Consider the following 18061-nt stretch of genomic DNA (forward strand, 5'->3'; position numbering starts at 1 on the left):
CCTATTCCCGGCTGGTTTTGCCACTGAAACGGGTAATCGGCTTCTGCTCCTCACGGCCAATCTGTTGTGAGAAGACCTCTAGTGCGGCGAAGATCGGGCGCAGTCCGCGCCACAGATCCTCATCGTTAAGCAACCGGATGATGCCACGGATGCCCGGTGCGGCTTTATCCTGACGCGCCTCATCGCGCGCGGGTTTAACCGCCATCGCCGCATCGCGAACCGCCAGCAGCAGATGATTGAAGCGCTCTGGCGGCACGCTGCCCAGCGTCATCATCAGTAGCGAAAGGTTCTGAAGTGCGTTCTGGGTGCCGGGCTGGTTAAGCCCGGAGACCAGAATTTTTCCGACCTCACTGTTTGACTTAACCAGATCGTTCGCCAGCCGCAGAAAGCCATGCTGGTGGAGATTCTCAATCAGTTCATCCATCGCTTCGCGTGCGGTTGGCTCAGTACGTGTGGGCGTGACCTGATATTTCATCCGTTCTGCCATCAGAATTTCTCCGGTTTTTCAACATGTTCAGGCGGTTCACGATAGCCTGCCTGCTGCCATTTCTCTTCAATCGGCAGGTGATCCAGCGGGGTTCGGCTCCCGTGGCGGAAGTTATGTAACGGCAATGGATTAGGCTGCGTGCGGCGTTCGATTCGCTTCATGTTCACGGCAAGCTCTTTATAAGCCGGTGTGTTGACGTCGGGATCGTGATGTTCGCCGGTCAGCGCGTTGACCCCATCCTTACCATGATGAATCGGCATAAACAGCACGTTGCCCGCCACGCGTTCTGTGATGACAACCGGGACATCCATCGATCCGCGCCGTGAGGTAATGCGCACCCATTCGCCCTCGTTCAGCGCACGCGTGGCAGCCAGCTCGGGTGAGATTTCAACAAAGGCATTAGGCGACAGCGACATGATGCGGCCCCCCTGCCCGGTCTGATTCATTGACTGGAAATGTTCCAGCATCCGGCCATTGTTCAGCAGCAGATTGTATTCTGCATCCTCCTGTTCCGCAGGTGGCTGCCAGCTCAGCGGATAAAGACGCGCTTTACCATCCGGGAAATTAAAGCGCTCCGTATAGAGGCGCGGCGTGCTTTCGCCTTCGGCGCTGACCGGCCAGAGTTGCGACTGCCAGCCAACCAGCTGCTCATAGCTGACGCCAGCGAAAATCTCTGCAATGCTGGCGGCTTCCGCCATGATCGCGCCCGGATTCGGGTAATGCCAGGGGTGGCCCAGGCGGGCAGCGAGATCAGTGAAGATTTCCCAGTCGGGACGACAGTTGCCCAGCGGCTTCATGGCGGGCGAAAAGTGCTGGATACGCCGCTCGGTGTTCACAAACGTGCCCTCTTTCTCCACGCTTGGCGCACCGGGCAGCACCACATCGGCGAATTCAGCCGTGCGTGACATGAAAATGTCCTGCACCACCATAAATTCCAGCTTGCTGAAGGCAGCATGAACGTTATGTGAGTCAGCATCCGCAAACGCGGTCTCTTCGCCGGTGATGTACATCGCCCGAATTTTGCCTTCTCCCGCCTCCTGCACCATTTTGAAGTTGTCAGCACCGGGCTTGTCGGACAGTGCATCAGGGGAAACACCCCATGCGCGGGCCCACTTTTCCCGCACTGCGTCATCCGTGACTTTTTCATAGCCGGGATAGAGATTGCTCAGGCAGCCGAAATCGCTGGCACCCTGCACGTTGTTGTGTCCACGCATCGGGAAGCCGCCGGTGCCGGGCCGCCCATAGTTGCCCGTCACCAGCAGCAGGTTCGACAGCGCCGTGCTGGTGTCTGCGCCGTGACTGTGCTGCGTAATGCCCATGGCCCACAATATACAGACGCTGCCCGCCTTGCCGATCATCTCCGCCGACGCTGTGAGTTCGGCTTCGCTCAGGCCGCAGATCCCGCTGGCGTAGTCCAGCGTAAAGGCGTCGAGAGAGGCGCGATACGCATCAACGTGATTTACCCGCTGCGCCAGGAAGGCGTCATCGGCATAACCGTGATCGAACAGGTATTTCGCCATCGCCGAGGCCCAGACAAGATCGGTGCCAGGCCGGATGCGCAGATAGCAGTCAGCCCGCTCCGCCATTTCATGACGGCGTGGGTCCACAACCAGCAGTTTCTGGCCGCGATGTTTGTGGCTCTGTTTAATATGCGAAGCGATCACCGGATGGTTTTCGGAGAGGTTGCTCCCGACCAGCACGATCAAATCGGTCTGCTGCAAATCCTCAATCGTCCCGGCATCGCCACCGTAGCCGACGGTGCGGAACAGCCCTTCGGTGGCCGGGTTCTGACAATAGCGCGAGGAGTTATCGACGTTATTGGTGCCAAAAATTAAGCGGGCGATTTTCTGGGTCAGATAGGCTTCTTCATTACTGGCCTTGCTGGAGCCGATAAAGCCAATGGCGTCACCGCCATAGTTTTGCGCGACGCCACGCAGCCCCTCGGCCACCCGCTGCAATGCTTCATCCCAGCTCGCGGGCCGGAAACGGCCATTCTCACGAATCAGCGGCGTGGTCAGGCGTTCCGGGCTGTTGACGAAATCCCAGCCGAACTTGCCTTTAACGCAGGTGGAAATGCCATTAGCTGGCGCGTCGGCGACCGGCTGCACTTTCAGGATATGACGATCGCGGGTCCAGATTTCAAAGCTGCAGCCCACGCCGCAATAGGTACAGACCGTTTTGGTGCGTTTGATCTCCGACTGACGCAGAGCGACGTCAATTTTTGACACGCCGGTGATAGGTTCCATGCCGATGCTGTTTTCCAGCGCTTTCACAACGTCGATGAGCGGGCGTTTCAGCCCCTCGTCCATTGCGGTAAACGGGCCTGCGTCGGGCTGCATGGTTTTTTCCAGCAGAGCATTGCACGGACAAACCGTGACGCAGTGCCCACAGCTGACGCAGCTGGAACCGGCAATTTCCGTTCCGCCATCCCATAACACGCGGGGATGCGCCTGGGTGTAATCAATCGAGAGCGTCTCATTGACCTCGATATTCTGGCACGCCTCTACGCAGCGACCGCATAAGATGCACTGGTCAGGGTCGTAGGTGTAAAACGGATTCGAATGGTCTTTAGCATAAGGCTTGGGCTGATGCGGGTAGTACTGAATCGGAATGTGCATATCGGCCACGGCATTATGCAGCGTGCAGTCACCGGTATTGTGTTCACAGACGGTGCAGTAAAGTTCATGACGGTTAAGCAGGCGATCCATTCCCTCCTGCTGCGCGTCTTCCAGCGCACTGCCCTTACTCTGCACCTTCATCCCCTCTTCGGTACGCAGCGTGCAGCCGCGAACCCGCTCTCCATTTACGTCCACCCAGCAGACATCGCAGCTTTGCAGCGGCGGCAACGCCGGGTGGTAGCAGACATGAGGTAATTTTTTCCCGTGAGCATCAAGAAAGTCGATCAGCGGTTGATCCGCTAATCCGTCCAACCGTTCACCATTAAAATGAATGGTGCAGTAATTTTCACTCATATAAGCCTCATGACGACAGTGCGAAAGCATCCGGCTGGAAAAAAAGCCCTGTATTTAAAGGGTTGCTTCACAAGCTTAGTGAGGATTAGCCGCAGCGCCATGAATACCGCTACGCTTAATAAGGTTAATGGCTGACAGGTAAGGGTTTTTTAAATGTAATGACTTTTTACCACGTGAAGCGGGGCGTATTTATCGGGGCATCAGCGAGAGCATTACCGGAATGTTTTGTGTTACTGAGCAATGAACGCACGGTTGTTCAGGCCGCTATCTGGTTAACAAATAAAAGGTATGTTGTAACTATGATAAGTGCGGGGGTCTTTTATTAATTGGCGTGAATTAACAGGAATCGCGCCCTTCAGCGACGCTGGAATTCCCTGAAATCTGCAGATGAATAATTAAAACCATACCTCTGTTACCGTTCCGCTTAATATCTGAATGAATGTGGATCCGGCATTCTCTTATTACGGATAAAAGTCACTGAAAGGATTTATTCCGGTTAACGGGCTTATGGGCGCATTCCGCGCCTGAACAGCACAATTCTCCTGTGCCACGGTAAATCATTACGGCATGGTACGATTAAACAAAGACACTCAGCATTTACAGCCAGAATAGCGTTATACCACCCTGCCTTATGCTCAGGATTTAACCATATCAATCAGTAATTTATTCGAATTTTAACAGGCTGTTAATTATAAGATGATAATGATAACTGTTATGGTAATATCCTGTTAACCCTGCCCAGAGATGTCATTCAGGGCCCTTTAACGCGTCATGTTTAATTACATTATCAGTGAAACCCTGGCTGGAATGAGGTCTGCATGAACCCCATCGTATATATTGTTGACGACGACGCTGCTGTAACTTCTGCACTGCGTAATCTGCTCACCGCCGACGATTACACGGTAAGCTCTTTTTCTTCGGCGGATGATTTCCTGGCGCACGCTATTACTTCCCTGCCCTGTTGCCTGATTCTGGATATTAATCTGCCCGGCGCAGATGGATTCGACGTTGCACAGGCTTTACTGGATCGCGGTTACACCATTCCCACCATCTTTTTAACCGGGTTCGGCACCATTCCGGTCACGGTGCGGGCGATGAAAACCGGCGCTTATGAGTTTCTGACTAAACCGGTTGATCCCGATCGTATTTTGCAGGCGGTCGCGGAAGCGATACGCATTGCTGAACAGAACAGGGCGTCTTCTGAGGAGCGCCGGGAGATATTCCAGCGGCACCAGACCCTGACGCCGCGTGAAAGCGAAGTCATGCTGCTGGCAATCAGCGGCCTGCTGAACAAACAGATTGCTGCCGAAATGGGCGTCAGTGAGATCACGGCTAAAGTCCACAAGCGGCGGGTGATGGAGAAGATGAATGCGCGCTCGCTGACCGATCTGGTGCGTGCGGCTGAGCGGCTCAATATTACCCATACCCGACGCCGCTAAGGCCGGGCCTGCAGTCTTACCCTAATGGCAGCGTAAACCAGAAACGGCTGCCCCCTTCTGGCCGGTTCTCGGCACCTGACTCGCCACAATGCTTTTTGATGATCCCTTTAATGATCGTTAATCCCATGCCCATGCCATTTTTCTTCGTGGTGTAGAACGACTCGAAGATCCGTTCACGAACGCCGTCAGGCAAGCCGCAACCGCTGTCCAGCACCTCAAATCGCAGGGTGTCACTGGTGGGATTCTCGGAGGTGAGGCGCAGCAGCGCCGCACGCGGTAGATCATCGGACATGGCATCAATAGCATTGACGACCAGATTGAGCAGCACCTGCTGAATCTGCACGCGATCGCAGAAAATATCCGCCCTGGTGGCCCGAAACTGTAGCTCCAGCGAAATGCCCCGCCGTTCCAGCTCTATCCGGGAGAGCGCCAGAATATCCCGGGCGATCAGATGAAGGTTCTCCGGCGCAAAGCTCGGTTCATGATTGCGGGTCAGCGCCTGCAGGCCACGAATGATTTCTCCGGCGCGTTTACCCTCTTTGATGATCTCATTCAGGCTGTTACTGGCATTTTCCAGCATCAGCGGTTCACGCTTTAACCAGCGCAGGCTGGCCCCTGCATTAGCCACGATGGACATCAGTGGCTGATTAATTTCGTGGGCGATGGACGCCGTAAGCTGCCCGACCGTAGTTGCGCGTGTAACCCGCGCCAGGTCTGCCTGTGCCATACGCGCGGTGTCTTCTGCCTGTCGCTGTAAGGTAATGTCAGAAATGGTGCCGAAGTACTCTTTCACTTCGGGGAAGTTGTCAACCGGTTCACCGATACCCTTGATATAGCGGCACTCCCCGTCCGGCCTGAGCACACGGAACTCAGCCTGCATACTGCGCCCCTGGCTGACGCTCAGCGTGACCAGTTCACTGATGCACGCATAATCATCCGGATGAACGCGGGTGAGAAAGTCTGCCATCGACAGCCCTTTTTGATCGGCGGGCAGGCCAAGAATACGGCCATATTCGTCAGAGACCATCATCATGTCCTCTGTGACTTCCCAGCGCCAGGTGCCGGTGTGGCTGATCTTTTCACCGAGCATCAGCGAGGTTTTGCTGGCACGCAGCTGTTTCTCAACCCGTCGCCGATGATTGTTCTCTGCCAGTAACTCGGCATAGAGTCGCGCCGTCTCCAGTGAAACGGCCGCCTGCGCACTCAGGGTTTTCACGATGTGGGAGTGCTCAGCCGTGAACGCATCGGGCATCAGGCGGTTTTCCAGATAGAGCACGCCCACCATGTTGGCCTGTCTGAACATCGGAACACACAGCACCGCGGCACCCGAAGCCACCAGATAAGGGTCCTGACTGAACGGACTGAACGCCTCGGGTTTGCCGGTGCGTATTTCCTGACCGGTACGGATCACCGCGGACAGCACGGACAGGGGCAGATCCGTTGCGAGAGGTCGCTCTTTGACAATCTGCACCCGCACGCCGTCGGCCGTACTTTCTGCCCAGGCCTGCGTCTCAGGGAGATTGCCATCAAGAATGCGGATGAGCCGACAGCGCTGAGCACCGGCCCGCTCCAGCAGCATCCGCATCAGGGTGTGTATCAACCGGTCAAGATTGATCTCCTCCGTCAGAGCGCGCACGGCGGTGAGCACGCTTTCCATGTCATAGAAAGCGGCATCCTGGGTAAAGGGTATGGTGGCCAGCGCGCTGTTTTGCACCGGCGCAGAAAGATGCGGATAGTGCTGCTCAAGCTGGCGCACCATCGCCATCGCCCCCCAGTTTTCCCAGCTTCCTGTTGCTGCTTTGATGTAGGCATCTGCTGCGGTATCCAGCTGCAAAGCCTTGCAGCAGCGACCCGCCAGCTGATTTGCCAGCGCATGAATGTGCAGATAGCCCGCCTGCCGGGAAAGGCGAATGGCCTGTTCATACTGCTTCAGGGCTTCGCCCGTGTCGCCTTTCAGGCGGGCATGTTCTGCCCTGAGCAGGGCATATTTGTCTGCAAACAGGCCGGGGTTAAGGGCGGCCCAGTCAGCAAATTTAGCAAGATGGCAATGCAGCGCCTCGCTGTCAGCGGCGGGATGCTGCTGGCTTAGCGATAACGCAGTGTAGAAGTGCATATCCATGAGGTAGATATACGCGGGCACTGCGCTGGTCAGCAGATTGATTTCCGCAAAACAGTGCAGCGCATCACGGTATTCAGCCGCAAAAAAGAGGGCCATACCGCGATATAAACCGGCCCAGAACCGCACCATCGCTTTCGGGCCGGAGATCAGCCCCGGCTCGCTGCCCGCCACCATCGGTAAAGACGCGTCGCGATTGCCTGCCCTGAATCCGTTGCTGTTTCGCAGCTGCATCACCAGTTGCTTCTGCATCACCAGTACGTTTTCAACATCGGGATAATAGGTTTTCCGGGTAAAGGCGAGACCGCGCTCAATGGAGGTCAGCACCGACTCCAGGTGATCGCCGCGCGTCAGCGTGTTCATAATCTGATGACGCAGCGAAAGGCAGGCAAACGAGCGATCGCCATGCATTACCGCAACACGGAAACTTTCACGGGCGCACTCTACGGCAACATCCAGCGGCTGCGTCCAGATCCCCACCTGGTCCAGCGGCAGCAGCGTGCGTGCTTTGTAGCGGATGAAGTTATGCTGTTCCACCAGCTCACGTGCCACCCGACCGCAGGCATAACTCAGTGGCCAGGCCCGATAGCGCTCGCCTGTCAGCACGCTGAACCAGGAGAGACCAAACGCAGAAGCCCCGGTCATGCCGTGGTCCAGCGTCATCTCCAGCATCCGGCAGACCAGCAAAAGATGCAGCTGAGGACAGTCGTAAGCGGAAACAAAAATGGTGCTGGCCATCAGGTTCAGCACCGACTCAATTTCGGCATCGCTGTTCAGCGGCAGCGGCAAAAAAGCGGTTTGCGGAGCGTCGCCGATGCGCGCCCTGAGCGACAGCCAGGCCGCATCAATCTCCGCGTCATCGGGATTACGGTTGAAATGCTCACCAAAGACTGCCAGCCACGCGAGTGCGGTTTCCAGCGCCAGATGATTGTCAGACTGGCGCATATGAATCTCCGCAGAGAGACAGGCGGCCCTGGATTTTTCACTGAGCGTTCCCGGCGCACTAAGCAGCCGGGTACACAGCGTTTGCGCGCGGCTGAGATTACCGTGCAGAAACTCGCACTCCGCCTCATCAAGACCCAGCATGAAGTCGTTGCCGGTTTCTATCCGCAGGCTTAATCGCTGAGCGGTACGCAGATAGCGCAGCGCCGAGAGGTAGTCCCCGGCACGCTTCGCCCCCTGTGCAGCGTGCAGGCAGAGCTGATAATACCGCTCACGATCTGCCACACTCAGCGGCAATTCCGCAATCATGCCAATGTGATAAACCGCACGGTACAGTGTCTCACCGTGATCCGCCGCTCCCACCGCTGCCGACAGCCATGCCGCAGCCTGCTGATGAAGATGCTGTTGCTGACGGAGGTCGGGCAGTAAAAACGCCGCGTTATGCACCCGGTCGTGGGTAAAAGCGTAGTGGCCGCCCGTCAGGGTAATGAAACGGCCACTGACCGCCGGTTCAAGCTGCTGCTGAAGCTGTGCGACAGGCGTTCCGCTGATGTGACTTATCAGCGACAGCTCGCCGCTGGCCCCCAGGCAGGCCAGATCCCCCAGCAGCTGGCGTGTTAACACCGGCATCCGCACCAGCTGATTCAGCACCAGCGTCGCCACATTGTCGGTGTACTGACGCGCAATCAAAGCCTGGCTGTCGTAATGCCATTTCGGTGGGTTCTGCCGACAGAAAATCACGCCATCGTCCACCGCCTGCCGAAAGAAATCCTGTACCGAGAGCGGATTGCCGCCGGTTTTGTCATAGATAATCTGAGCGAGGTCACGATTGCCGCCGGGACGGGTGTGCAGCATCCCTGCCAGCCAGCGGCTGATACGTTTTACGCTGAGCGGCTGTGGCGTCAGCGCCACGACCCGCGCCGCTGACGCTCTGATCCGCAGCAGGAAACCGGCCATCATCGGACAGGGCATTGCGTCGCCCTCACGGAAAGCGAGCACCAGCATGAACGGCTGATGCTCATTACGCATAATCAGGGTTTCCAGCAGCTGCAGCGTGGCATTATCGGCCCGGTGAACATCATCAATGAGCATCACCAGCGGGCGGCCCGGCGTGGCAAAAGCCGCAATAAGCGCACAAGCCATCTGGTTAAACTGCTCGCGGGCGTCCGGGGCATGGCGCACCACGGGCGTCAGGGAGCGGACATTCAGCAGCTGTTTTAATTCCGGCACCAGCTCAATCGCTAAATCGGTGTACTCCGCCAGGAGGCGCAACAGCCGCCCGCGCCATTTGCTGACTTCCGGGGCGGACAATCCCAGCAGATAAAGCGTGACCGTGCGAAACGCGGAGGCAATGGAGGCATAGGGGACGGCGGGCGAAGGGTGCTCGGCCTTGCTGGCTGCCAGCAGAATCTGACGGTGCTGCAGGGTTTTCAGGGCGGAGGCGATAAGGGCAGACTTTCCCGATCCGGGCGCACCGCTCAGCATCACCAGGGTTTGTGTGCCGCTGCGGTTAACGCCCTCCAGCGCGGTCAGGATTGCGCGGGCCTGCGGATGCTGCAAAAACAGGGTTTCGGGCCGGAAACTGCTGCTGAACCGCTCCTGAAGACCCGGCGTAAACAGCGCAATGGTGTTTTCCGCTGTGAGGGTTGCCTGACAGCGGCGCAGATCGGCCATTAAGCCCTGCACGGTCTGGTATCCCTCTGCGGGTGACTTTGCCAGCAGGCGCAACAGAATCACCGAGAGCATCGGCGGCACATCTTTTCTGACCTGATCGGCGGGCCGGGGAGCGCTGGCGATATGATGATGGATCCACTCTGCCTCGCCCGCGTCGGGTGATCCAAACGGCAGCCTGCCGGTCAGGTATTCATACAACACCACCCCCAGGCTGTAGAGATCGCTGAGGCTGCTGACCGGGTGCGGCGTGCGACCGGTGTGTTCAGGAGACATGTAGGCCAGCGTACCGCCTGAGGCGCGAAGACCGTTTTTTTCCGCTGACTGTGCCGCCAGCGAGGCGAGTCCAAAGCCGCCCAGCCGGAAGCGCCCCTCGTCCGTGACAAAGAAGTGACCCGGCTTGATATCACCATGCACGATGCCCTGATGATGCGCCTGCCCCAGCGTGACGCAAAGCTGCAACGCAACCTGCAGGAAGTCGGTGAGGCTGTCGGGCGGGGTGGCAAGCATATGCGCCAGGGTGCGAAAGGGAAACGCAGGGTAAATCAGGGCATAACGGTTAAGATACCGGCCGGTGCCGGTTGCGGTAATCGCCCAGCGCGGTGAGAGATACCCTGCCAGCGCCCGCTCATTTTTTAGCCGCTGCGTTGCCTGAAAGGTGACATCGTCACTTTGAGGGGTGGCGATAATCAGGGGCTCACCCGTGCAGGAACGGGCCTGCAGCCAGAGCAGGCAGCCATCCTGCGCCAGCGGTGTCAGCGAGTCGACGTCCTCAATCACAATCCCTGCGTCATCTTCCTGAAGCGTAACCGAAAGAATGCTCATCAGCGCGCTTCTCCCCTGGATAACGCACACCGGACCAGTGTCAGCAGCGTATCAACATCAATGGGCTTTCGTAAAAACGTAACCGCCCCCAGGGCGATGGCATACCACAGGGTGGTGTCGTCCGGGTCCGCCGAGATAAAAATGACCGGGGGAAGATCTGTCCGCTGTTTCAGGCGCTTAAACAGCTCAAAGCCGGACATCCCCCTGAGTCCGACATCAATTATCAGCATTCCCGCCTCCGAGAGCGCATCGTCATCGCTCAGCAGTGCCTCACCGGATTCAAATAATCGGGTTAAGTAGCCGTCTGAGTGCAACAGATTGCTCAGTCCACTGCGGACTGCGCATTCATCATCAACAATGACAACACGCTGTGACAGCGCCATGCAGTTATCCTCCGGGACGCCTCACCGTGCGGCAGGCGAGGACTTAAGGGGGGTTATCGCCATCGCGCGGCGGTGTGCCCGTGATTTTTGGCAGACACGCCTCGCAAAACGCTTTCCGTGTCATCGGCTGTCGGCACCACAGCCGCTTAACCAGCGGAATGATCTGTTCGCCCACCAGCATGCCAGACAGGCCCAGCAACGCAATAACGGGCGGTGCCGGAGCGTTAACGTCAATCAGCGCATAGATTACCCCGGCAAGCAGGCCTGCCGTGAGAGAAATAACACAGGATTTCAACATGTTCAGTTCATCCGTAACAGGGGTGTAACAGGCTGAACATTCAGATACTGCGGGACGGTCGCCTGTGCCGCAGGCAAAACCGCATGCACCAGCGCCCCGCCCAGCAACATTCCCAGCAGCCCCACCAGCGCAATGGCGGGCGGCGCGGGTGAACGAACCCTGAGCAGACCATAAAGCAGGCCAATCAGCACCCCGGCCGCCAGGGATTGAAGTAAGGGGTTCATGACCGGACTCCTGTTGTACCACGCTGCTGACCGGCGGTGCGGTGCCGATCAGCAGGACGCCGCTTAGCGCACCGGCGCGTGAACCGGTGCCAGAGTCCGGTGTTCGCTTTTCTGACGTGACGGCGCTTTGTGTACCATGGTGTAGGCGTAGTCCACACCTATGCCATAGGCACCGGAATGCTCTTTGGCAATGTTCATCACCGCATCGTAGGTATCACGGTTGGCCCAGTCACGCTGCCACTCCAGCATCACCTGCTGCCAGGTGACCGGCACCACACCCGCCTGAATCATGCGCTGCATTGCATAGTCGTGCGCTTCTTTGGTCGTGCCGCCTGAGGCGTCCGCCACCATGTAAATTTCGTAACCGCCTTCCAGCATTGCACACAGTGCGAAGCTGTTATTACAGACTTCGGTCCACAGTCCCGACACCACCACTTTTTTCTTACCGTTCGCCGCCAGCGCATCACGCACTTTCTGATCGTCCCAGGAGTTCATCGAGCTGCGCTCCAGAATATCCAGCCCCGGAAACACATCCAGCAGCTCCGGGTAGGTATGACCGGAGAAGCTTTCCGTTTCGACCGTGGTAATGAGGGTGGGGATATTGAAGACTTTCGCCGCCTTCGCCAGCGCAACGACGTTGTTTTTCAGCACCTGGCGGTCAATGGACTGCACACCAAAGGCCATCTGTGGCTGCTGGTCGATGAAGATAATCTGGCTGTTATGTGGCGTGAGGACTTCAAGCTTAGCGTTGGACATACGTTCACCCATAGAGGTTAAGTAACGGAATTTCCGCCAACCGGCGCGGAGCAAAAAGACGGTCAGGGCAGGTTTGCTGACCTGCTGCTGGCTGTCTGGTCGCAGTGTAGGGCGACGTGCTGGGGCAAACTATTATCTCTGCGTATAACTATACGAACGTATAGGTATCCCTTCGTATAACTAGACGCTCTGCCAGGCCCCTCACCATAATCCGCCCTATTCGTGCCCTGTTGTCTGCGGCATTTCCTGTCCTGCCATGCGCCGGACAACCCCGTTCTGGAGGATCTATGGTTACGCTGGGTAACGCTGAACTGATACTGACCCATGGCAAATTTCATACTGTTGACCGCAGCAATCCGCTGGCAGAAGCCGTCGCGATTCGTGACGGTAAATTTGTGGCGGTGGGCACGCTGGCAGAGGCCATGGCGTTTCACTGCGACGATACGAAAGTGATCGACCTTAAAGGTCACACCGTCGTGCCGGGGCTGAACGACTCGCATCTTCACCTGATACGCGGAGGGCTGAACTACAACCTTGAACTGCGCTGGGAAGGCGTGCCGTCGGTTGCCGATGCGCTGAGGATGCTGAAAGAGCAGGCGCTGCGTACCCCGTCACCCCAGTGGGTGCGTGTGGTGGGCGGCTGGACCGAGTTCCAGTTTGCCGAGCGCCGGATGCCGACGCTGGACGAGATCAACGACGCAGCACCCGACACACCGGTTTTCCTGCTGCACCTTTATGACCGCGCCCTGCTCAACCGCGCAGCATTAGAGGTGGTGGGTTACACCAGAGAGACGCCGAATCCGCCGGGCGGGGAAATTCAGCGCGACAGCAAGGGGAATCCCACCGGCCTGCTGATCGCCCGTCCCAATGCCATGATCCTCTACGCCACCCTGGCCAAAGGCCCTAAGCTGCCGCTGGAACAGCAGATCAACTCCACCCGCCAGTTTATGCGGGAGCTGAACCGTCTGGGTCTGACCAGCGCAATTGATGCGGGCGGCGGCTTCCAGAACTATCCCGAAGATTACGAGGTGATTGCTGAGCTGCATCAGAAAAAGCAGATGACGCTGCGTATCGCCTATAACCTCTTCACGCAGCGGCCGGGGCACGAACTGGAAGATTTTGAAAAGTGGACGGACATGCTGACCCCAGGCCAGGGCAGCGACTATTTCCGTCACAACGGTGCAGGTGAAATGCTGGTCTTCTCGGCTGCTGACTTCGAAGATTTCCTGGAGCCGCGTCCCGACTTAGCGCCCGGTATGGAGGACGAGCTGGAGCGCGTGGTGCGTCATCTGGTGGAACACCGCTGGCCTTTCCGTCTGCATGCAACCTATGACGCGTCGATCAGCCGGATGCTGGACGTGTTTGAAAAAGTGAATCGCGACATTCCGTTTAATGGCCTGCACTGGTTCTTTGATCATGCGGAGACCGTCACGCAGCGCAATATCGATCGGATTAAAGAACTGGGCGGCGGCATTGCGGTGCAGCATCGTATGGCCTTTCAGGGGGAGTACTTTGCTGAGCGCTACGGCATTGAAGCCACCCGTCACACCCCGCCGGTTCAGAAAATGCTGGAAACCGGCGTCCCGGTCGGGCTCGGCACTGACGCAACCCGCGTCGCCAGCTACAACCCCTGGACCGCGCTCTACTGGCTGGTTTCGGGCCGCACGGTGGGCGGTATGCAGATGTATGACGTCAATGCCCGCCTCGATCGTGAAACGGCGCTGATGCTCTGGACCCAGGGCAGCGCCTGGTTCTCCAGCGAACAGGGTAAAAAAGGGCAGATTAAGATCGGACAACTGGCCGATCTGGCCGTGCTGAGCAAAGACTTTTTCAGCGTGCCGGAAGAAGAAATCAAAGGCATCGAGTCGGTGCTGACCGTGGTGGATGGCAATATCGTCTACGCCGCCGGATCATTCAGCGCGGATGCGCCGCCCGCGATTCCGGTTCTGCCCGCGTGGTCGCCAGTGGTAAATGTGCCGGGTCACTATCGCAGCGCCCCGCCGGTTGCGCAGCACCGTGCAGGGATGATGCCTGCTGTCCACCACTGCAGCGGCCCGTGTGGGGTGCATCGCCATTCCCATGAGATCGCCCGGGGTGCCAGCGTACCGGTCGCCGAAGACAACGCCTTCTGGGGCGCGCTCGGCTGCAGCTGCTTCGCGTTTTAATCATGAATATGGCTACCGCTCTTTCGCCCCGCATCAGCGCGGGGCTGTTCTTCCTGCGGCTGACCGGCAGCATGCTGCTGTTACAGGTGCATGGGTTGCCGAAAATTCTGCATTTCAGTGAGGAACTGACGCGTATTGAAGACCCCTTCGGACTGGGACCAATGATGAGCCTGCTGCCCGCGATCGTCGCGGAAGTTATCTGTCCGGTGTTTATTCTGACCGGCTGGGGGAGCCGGGTCGCCTGCCTGCCGATCATTGCGGTGTTACTGGTGGCGATGCTGGTGGTCCACCCTGGCTGGACACTGGCAGAAGCCCAGTTCGGCTGGCTGCTGCTGATTATCTTTACCACGCTGGCGATCACCGGGCCGGGCGGCTGGCGAATCGGCGCGGCACACGCTCAGGAGGTTCGGCATGGCGCAGGTTAATGATATCCACCAGCTGGAGCAGGAGCAGCCCGAAGCGCGCTCCGCTCAGGAGGTTTCGCCGCTGCAGCCCCTGCGCCAGCCGGTGTTTCGCATGCTGTGGATTGCCACGGTGGTCTCCAATATCGGTTCATGGATGAACGATGTGGGCGTGAACTGGAGCATGCTGACGTTAAGTGCCGATCCGCTGGCCGTGGCGCTGGTGCAGGCAGCCAGCAGTCTGCCGATGTTTCTGTTTGCACTGCCGTCCGGCGTGATGGCGGATATTGTTGACCGGCGCAAATATCTGCTGTTTTCTCAGCTCTGGACGTTTATCGCCGCCAGCGGGCTGACGGTGCTGGCCTGGACCGGCCATGTCACACCCGACGTGCTGCTCATCGCCGCCTTTTTGCTGAGTGCGGGTGCGGCCATGAGTTCGCCCCCCTTCCAGGCGATCGTGCCGGATCTGGTGACGAAACCGGAGCTGGGTCCTGCCATCGCGCTTAACTCGCTTGGCATTAATATCAGCCGTGCCATCGGACCGGCGCTGGGTGGCCTGATCCTCTCATTCACCGGCCCCTGGATGGTCTTCCTGCTCAATGCGTTGTCGGTGCTGGGCGTCACCTGGGTGCTCTACCGCTGGAAAGCAGAGCCGGGCATACAGCGACTTCCGCCCGAGCATTTCTTTCCGGCAGTCCGTGCCGGACTGCGCTATGTACACGCGGCACCGGTATTGCGTAACGTCCTGGTGCGGACCTTCGCATTCTTCCTGTTCGGCAGCGCGGGCTGGGCACTGCTGCCGCTGGTAGCGCGTCGGGAGCTCGGTCTGGGCCCAGGCGGGTATGGCATTATGCTGGCCTGCATCGGCGTCGGCGCGATAACCGGCGCGGTGCTGCTGCCGCGCCTGCGTCGTCGCCTGAGTTCCGATCGCCTGATGGTGCTCGCCAGTCTCATCTTTGCCCTGACCATGCTGTCGCTGGCCTTTGTACGGCACTTCTGGCTGCTGAATGCGTGTCAATTCCTGACCGGTTTTTCCTGGATCGCGGTGCTCTCAACCCTCAACCTTGGCGCACAGCGCAGTGCCGCAAAGTGGGTAAAAGCGCGTGCGCTGGCGGTATATCTGACGGTGTTTTTTGGCTCCATGACCGCAGGCAGTGCGCTCTGGGGACAGGTCGCTTCGCATTTCAGCATTCCGCTGTCGCTCTGCATCGCAGCGCTGGGTATGGTGCTGGCCAGCAGCACCGTCTGGCGCTGGCGGCTCGATCAGGACCCCGATCTCAATCTTGACATGATCGGTGATGGCCTCAGCGTGCCTGCGCTGGCTATCCGTCACGAACGCGGGCCGGTCCGGGTAAATTACGAATATCGGATTATGCTTGATGATGCACATGCCTTTACGGTGTGTATGCAGGATATGCGGCGGGTCAGACGCCGTGGGGGTGCCATTAACTGGTCACTTTATGAAGATATTATGCAGCCCGGCATCTTCGTTGAGACGTTTGTGGTTGATTCCTGGGTCGGGCATCTGCGTCAGATAGAACGCTATACCATTAACGACAAAAAAATAGAGCAGCGGGTTTTCGCCTTCCATCAGGGCGAGAATTTACCTGAGGTTCGCTATCTGGTGGCGCCAGTGTGACTGGCGCAATACCATCTTTACATCCATCACGTCATACAGAGGGCAATACTATGAGCACCTTTAAAACGACCGACGGCACACAGATCTACTTCAAAGACTGGGGCACCGGTAAACCTGTGTTGTTCAGCCACGGCTGGCCGCTGGATGCCGATATGTGGGACAGCCAGATGAAATTCCTGGCCGATAACGGCTATCGGGTCATTGCATTTGACCGTCGCGGATTTGGTCGCTCTGATCAGCCCTGGATCGGTAATAACTACGATACCTTCGCGTCGGATATCAACGATTTGATCACGCACCTCGACCTGCAGAACGTCACGCTGGTCGGGTTTTCGATGGGTGGCGGCGACGTCACGCGCTACATCGGCAGCTACGGCAGCGATCGCGTCGCGGCGCTGGTGCTGCTCGGTGCCGTCACGCCTATCTTTGGTAAGACGGCAGACTACCCGCAGGGTGTCGATATGTCGGTGTTCGAGGGCATTCGTGATGGTCTGCTTAAGGATCGTGCGCAGTTTATTAAAGAGTTTGCCACGCCGTTTTATGGCACCAATGCCGGTCAGACCGTTTCAGATGGCGTGATGACGCAGACGCTGAATATCGCGCTGCTGGCTTCCCTGAAGAGCACGGTCGATTGTGTTACCGCCTTCGCGGAGACCGATTTCCGTGCGGACGTCGCGAAAGTGAACGTGCCGACGCTGGTGATTCATGGCAGTAACGACCAGATCGTGCCGTTTGAATCCACCGGCAAAGTGGCGGCAGAGATGATTGAAGGGGCTGAGCTGAAGGTTTATGACAATGCGCCGCATGGTTTCGCCGTCACGCATCAGGATCAGCTGAATCAGGATCTGCTGGCGTTCTTAAACGCGCAGTGATGCGCGCGGAAACGGCCCTGAACAAAAATGGCGCGGTGGAAACCGCGCCGTTTTCATTTTAGCGGGTAGGATGATTCACTTCATTTGGCCGCAGGTCGAACAACAGCACCTCTGCCCCGTCACCGTGACTGAATGACAGCGTTTTCTCATCGCGCACCCGCGCACCGTCTCCGGCATTAAATTGCAGGCCGTTGACGCTGACACTGCCCCGCGCCACATGAATATACGCATAGCGATCGTCCGGCAGAGTGATTGTCTGCTGCTCATCACCCTGGAACAGGCCCGCATAAATGCGAATATCCTGACGCACCCGCAATGCGCCGTTTTCCCCTTCCGGCGAAATAATCAGTCGCAGATTACCGCGTTTATCCGCTTCGCTGACGGAGATCTGCTGGTAGCCGGGAGGCGTATTTTTCTCGGCGGGCACCACCCAGATTTGCAGGAAATGAACGCCCTCCGTGCCGGAGTGGTTGAACTCGCTGTGGGTAACACCGCTGCCCGCACTCATCAGCTGCACATCGCCGGGAACAATCACCGAGCCGGTTCCCATTGAGTCTTTGTGCTCCAGCGCCCCCGCCAGCACATAGGAGATAATCTCCATATTGCTGTGCGGGTGAGCCCCAAAACCCCGCCCTTTGGCGACACGATCATCATTGATCACCAGCAGATCGGAAAAGCCTGCCTGGTCTGGGTCCCAGTAGTTTGCAAAAGAGAAGGTGTGACGTGAATGCAGCCAGCCGTGATCGCCCACGCCGCGTTGCTCTGACAATCTTTGCTCAATCATATTCTGCCCCTTCGTTGATTCGGGAAGTGCGAATGCCCTTCGATGGAAACAGCATATAAGTAAACCTGACAGCCACACAATGCCGCG

The 18061-nt window shown here is 57.9% G+C and carries 13 protein-coding genes; 5 read left to right on the forward strand and 8 right to left on the reverse strand.

Features of this window, described 5'->3' with window-relative positions; translation table 11 throughout:
* Nucleotide 1: 1 nt before the first annotated feature.
* The gene (locus tag N5J69_RS06845; protein WP_279769046.1) at nt 2-487 is read right to left on the reverse strand and encodes a DUF1641 domain-containing protein; all 486 of its coding nucleotides are present in this window, start codon (nt 485-487) and stop codon (nt 2-4) included.
* A complete protein-coding gene (fdhF, locus tag N5J69_RS06850; RefSeq protein ID WP_279769048.1) occupies nt 487-3459 on the reverse strand; it encodes a formate dehydrogenase subunit alpha in 2973 nt (990 codons plus the stop codon). The genes N5J69_RS06845 and fdhF overlap by 1 nt, the downstream gene beginning before the upstream one ends.
* Before the next feature lie 818 nt (nt 3460-4277).
* Here fdhF and N5J69_RS06855 point away from each other — a divergent pair.
* The gene (locus N5J69_RS06855; RefSeq protein WP_279769050.1) at nt 4278-4898 is read left to right on the forward strand and encodes a response regulator; all 621 of its coding nucleotides are present in this window, start codon (nt 4278-4280) and stop codon (nt 4896-4898) included.
* Between the two features lie 16 nt (nt 4899-4914).
* Here the strand turns inward: N5J69_RS06855 and N5J69_RS06860 are convergent, their stop codons facing one another.
* The 5 genes from N5J69_RS06860 to N5J69_RS06880 form a co-directional block, all read right to left on the reverse strand.
* Entirely contained in the window at nt 4915-10452 is a 5538-nt protein-coding gene (locus N5J69_RS06860) for an AAA family ATPase (RefSeq protein WP_279769053.1), read from the reverse strand.
* Nucleotides 10452-10835: a response regulator gene (locus tag N5J69_RS06865; RefSeq protein WP_279769055.1), complete on the reverse strand. Its 384-nt coding sequence runs from the start codon at nt 10833-10835 to the stop codon at nt 10452-10454. Before N5J69_RS06865 ends, N5J69_RS06860 begins: the two co-directional genes overlap by 1 nt.
* 43 nt (nt 10836-10878) lie before the next feature.
* Nucleotides 10879-11133, reverse strand: a complete 255-nt coding sequence (locus N5J69_RS06870; RefSeq protein ID WP_279769057.1) for a DUF1427 family protein — start codon at nt 11131-11133, stop codon at nt 10879-10881.
* A gap of 2 nt (nt 11134-11135) precedes the next feature.
* Entirely contained in the window at nt 11136-11357 is a 222-nt protein-coding gene (locus N5J69_RS06875) for a DUF1427 family protein (protein WP_279769058.1), read from the reverse strand.
* A gap of 63 nt (nt 11358-11420) precedes the next feature.
* Nucleotides 11421-12113 (reverse strand): hydrolase, encoded by a 693-nt coding sequence (locus N5J69_RS06880; RefSeq protein WP_279769059.1) that lies wholly within the window; start codon nt 12111-12113, stop codon nt 11421-11423.
* A gap of 287 nt (nt 12114-12400) precedes the next feature.
* Here N5J69_RS06880 and N5J69_RS06885 point away from each other — a divergent pair, with 287 nt between their 5' ends.
* Genes N5J69_RS06885 through N5J69_RS06900 form a run of 4 tightly spaced genes read left to right on the forward strand, consistent with a single transcriptional unit; the run spans nt 12401 to nt 17190 of the window.
* On the forward strand, nt 12401-14278 hold the full coding sequence (locus tag N5J69_RS06885; RefSeq protein ID WP_279769060.1) for an amidohydrolase: 1878 nt from the start codon (nt 12401-12403) through the stop codon (nt 14276-14278).
* A gap of 2 nt (nt 14279-14280) precedes the next feature.
* On the forward strand, nt 14281-14703 hold the full coding sequence (locus N5J69_RS06890; protein WP_279769061.1) for a DoxX family protein: 423 nt from the start codon (nt 14281-14283) through the stop codon (nt 14701-14703).
* Complete coding sequence (locus N5J69_RS06895) at nt 14690-16318, forward strand: MFS transporter (RefSeq protein WP_279769063.1); 1629 nt, start codon at nt 14690-14692, stop codon at nt 16316-16318. The genes N5J69_RS06890 and N5J69_RS06895 overlap by 14 nt, the downstream gene beginning before the upstream one ends.
* 50 nt (nt 16319-16368) lie before the next feature.
* Complete coding sequence (locus N5J69_RS06900) at nt 16369-17190, forward strand: alpha/beta hydrolase (protein WP_279769066.1); 822 nt, start codon at nt 16369-16371, stop codon at nt 17188-17190.
* Nucleotides 17191-17248: 58 nt separating this feature from the next.
* Here N5J69_RS06900 and N5J69_RS06905 read toward each other — a convergent pair whose 3' ends face one another.
* On the reverse strand, nt 17249-17974 hold the full coding sequence (locus N5J69_RS06905; RefSeq protein WP_279769068.1) for a pirin family protein: 726 nt from the start codon (nt 17972-17974) through the stop codon (nt 17249-17251).
* Nucleotides 17975-18061 lie beyond the last annotated feature (87 nt).

Origin of the sequence: Pantoea sp. GD03673 (assembly GCF_029844725.1) — a bacterium.
Classification (GTDB): Bacteria; Pseudomonadota; Gammaproteobacteria; order Enterobacterales; family Enterobacteriaceae; genus Pantoea.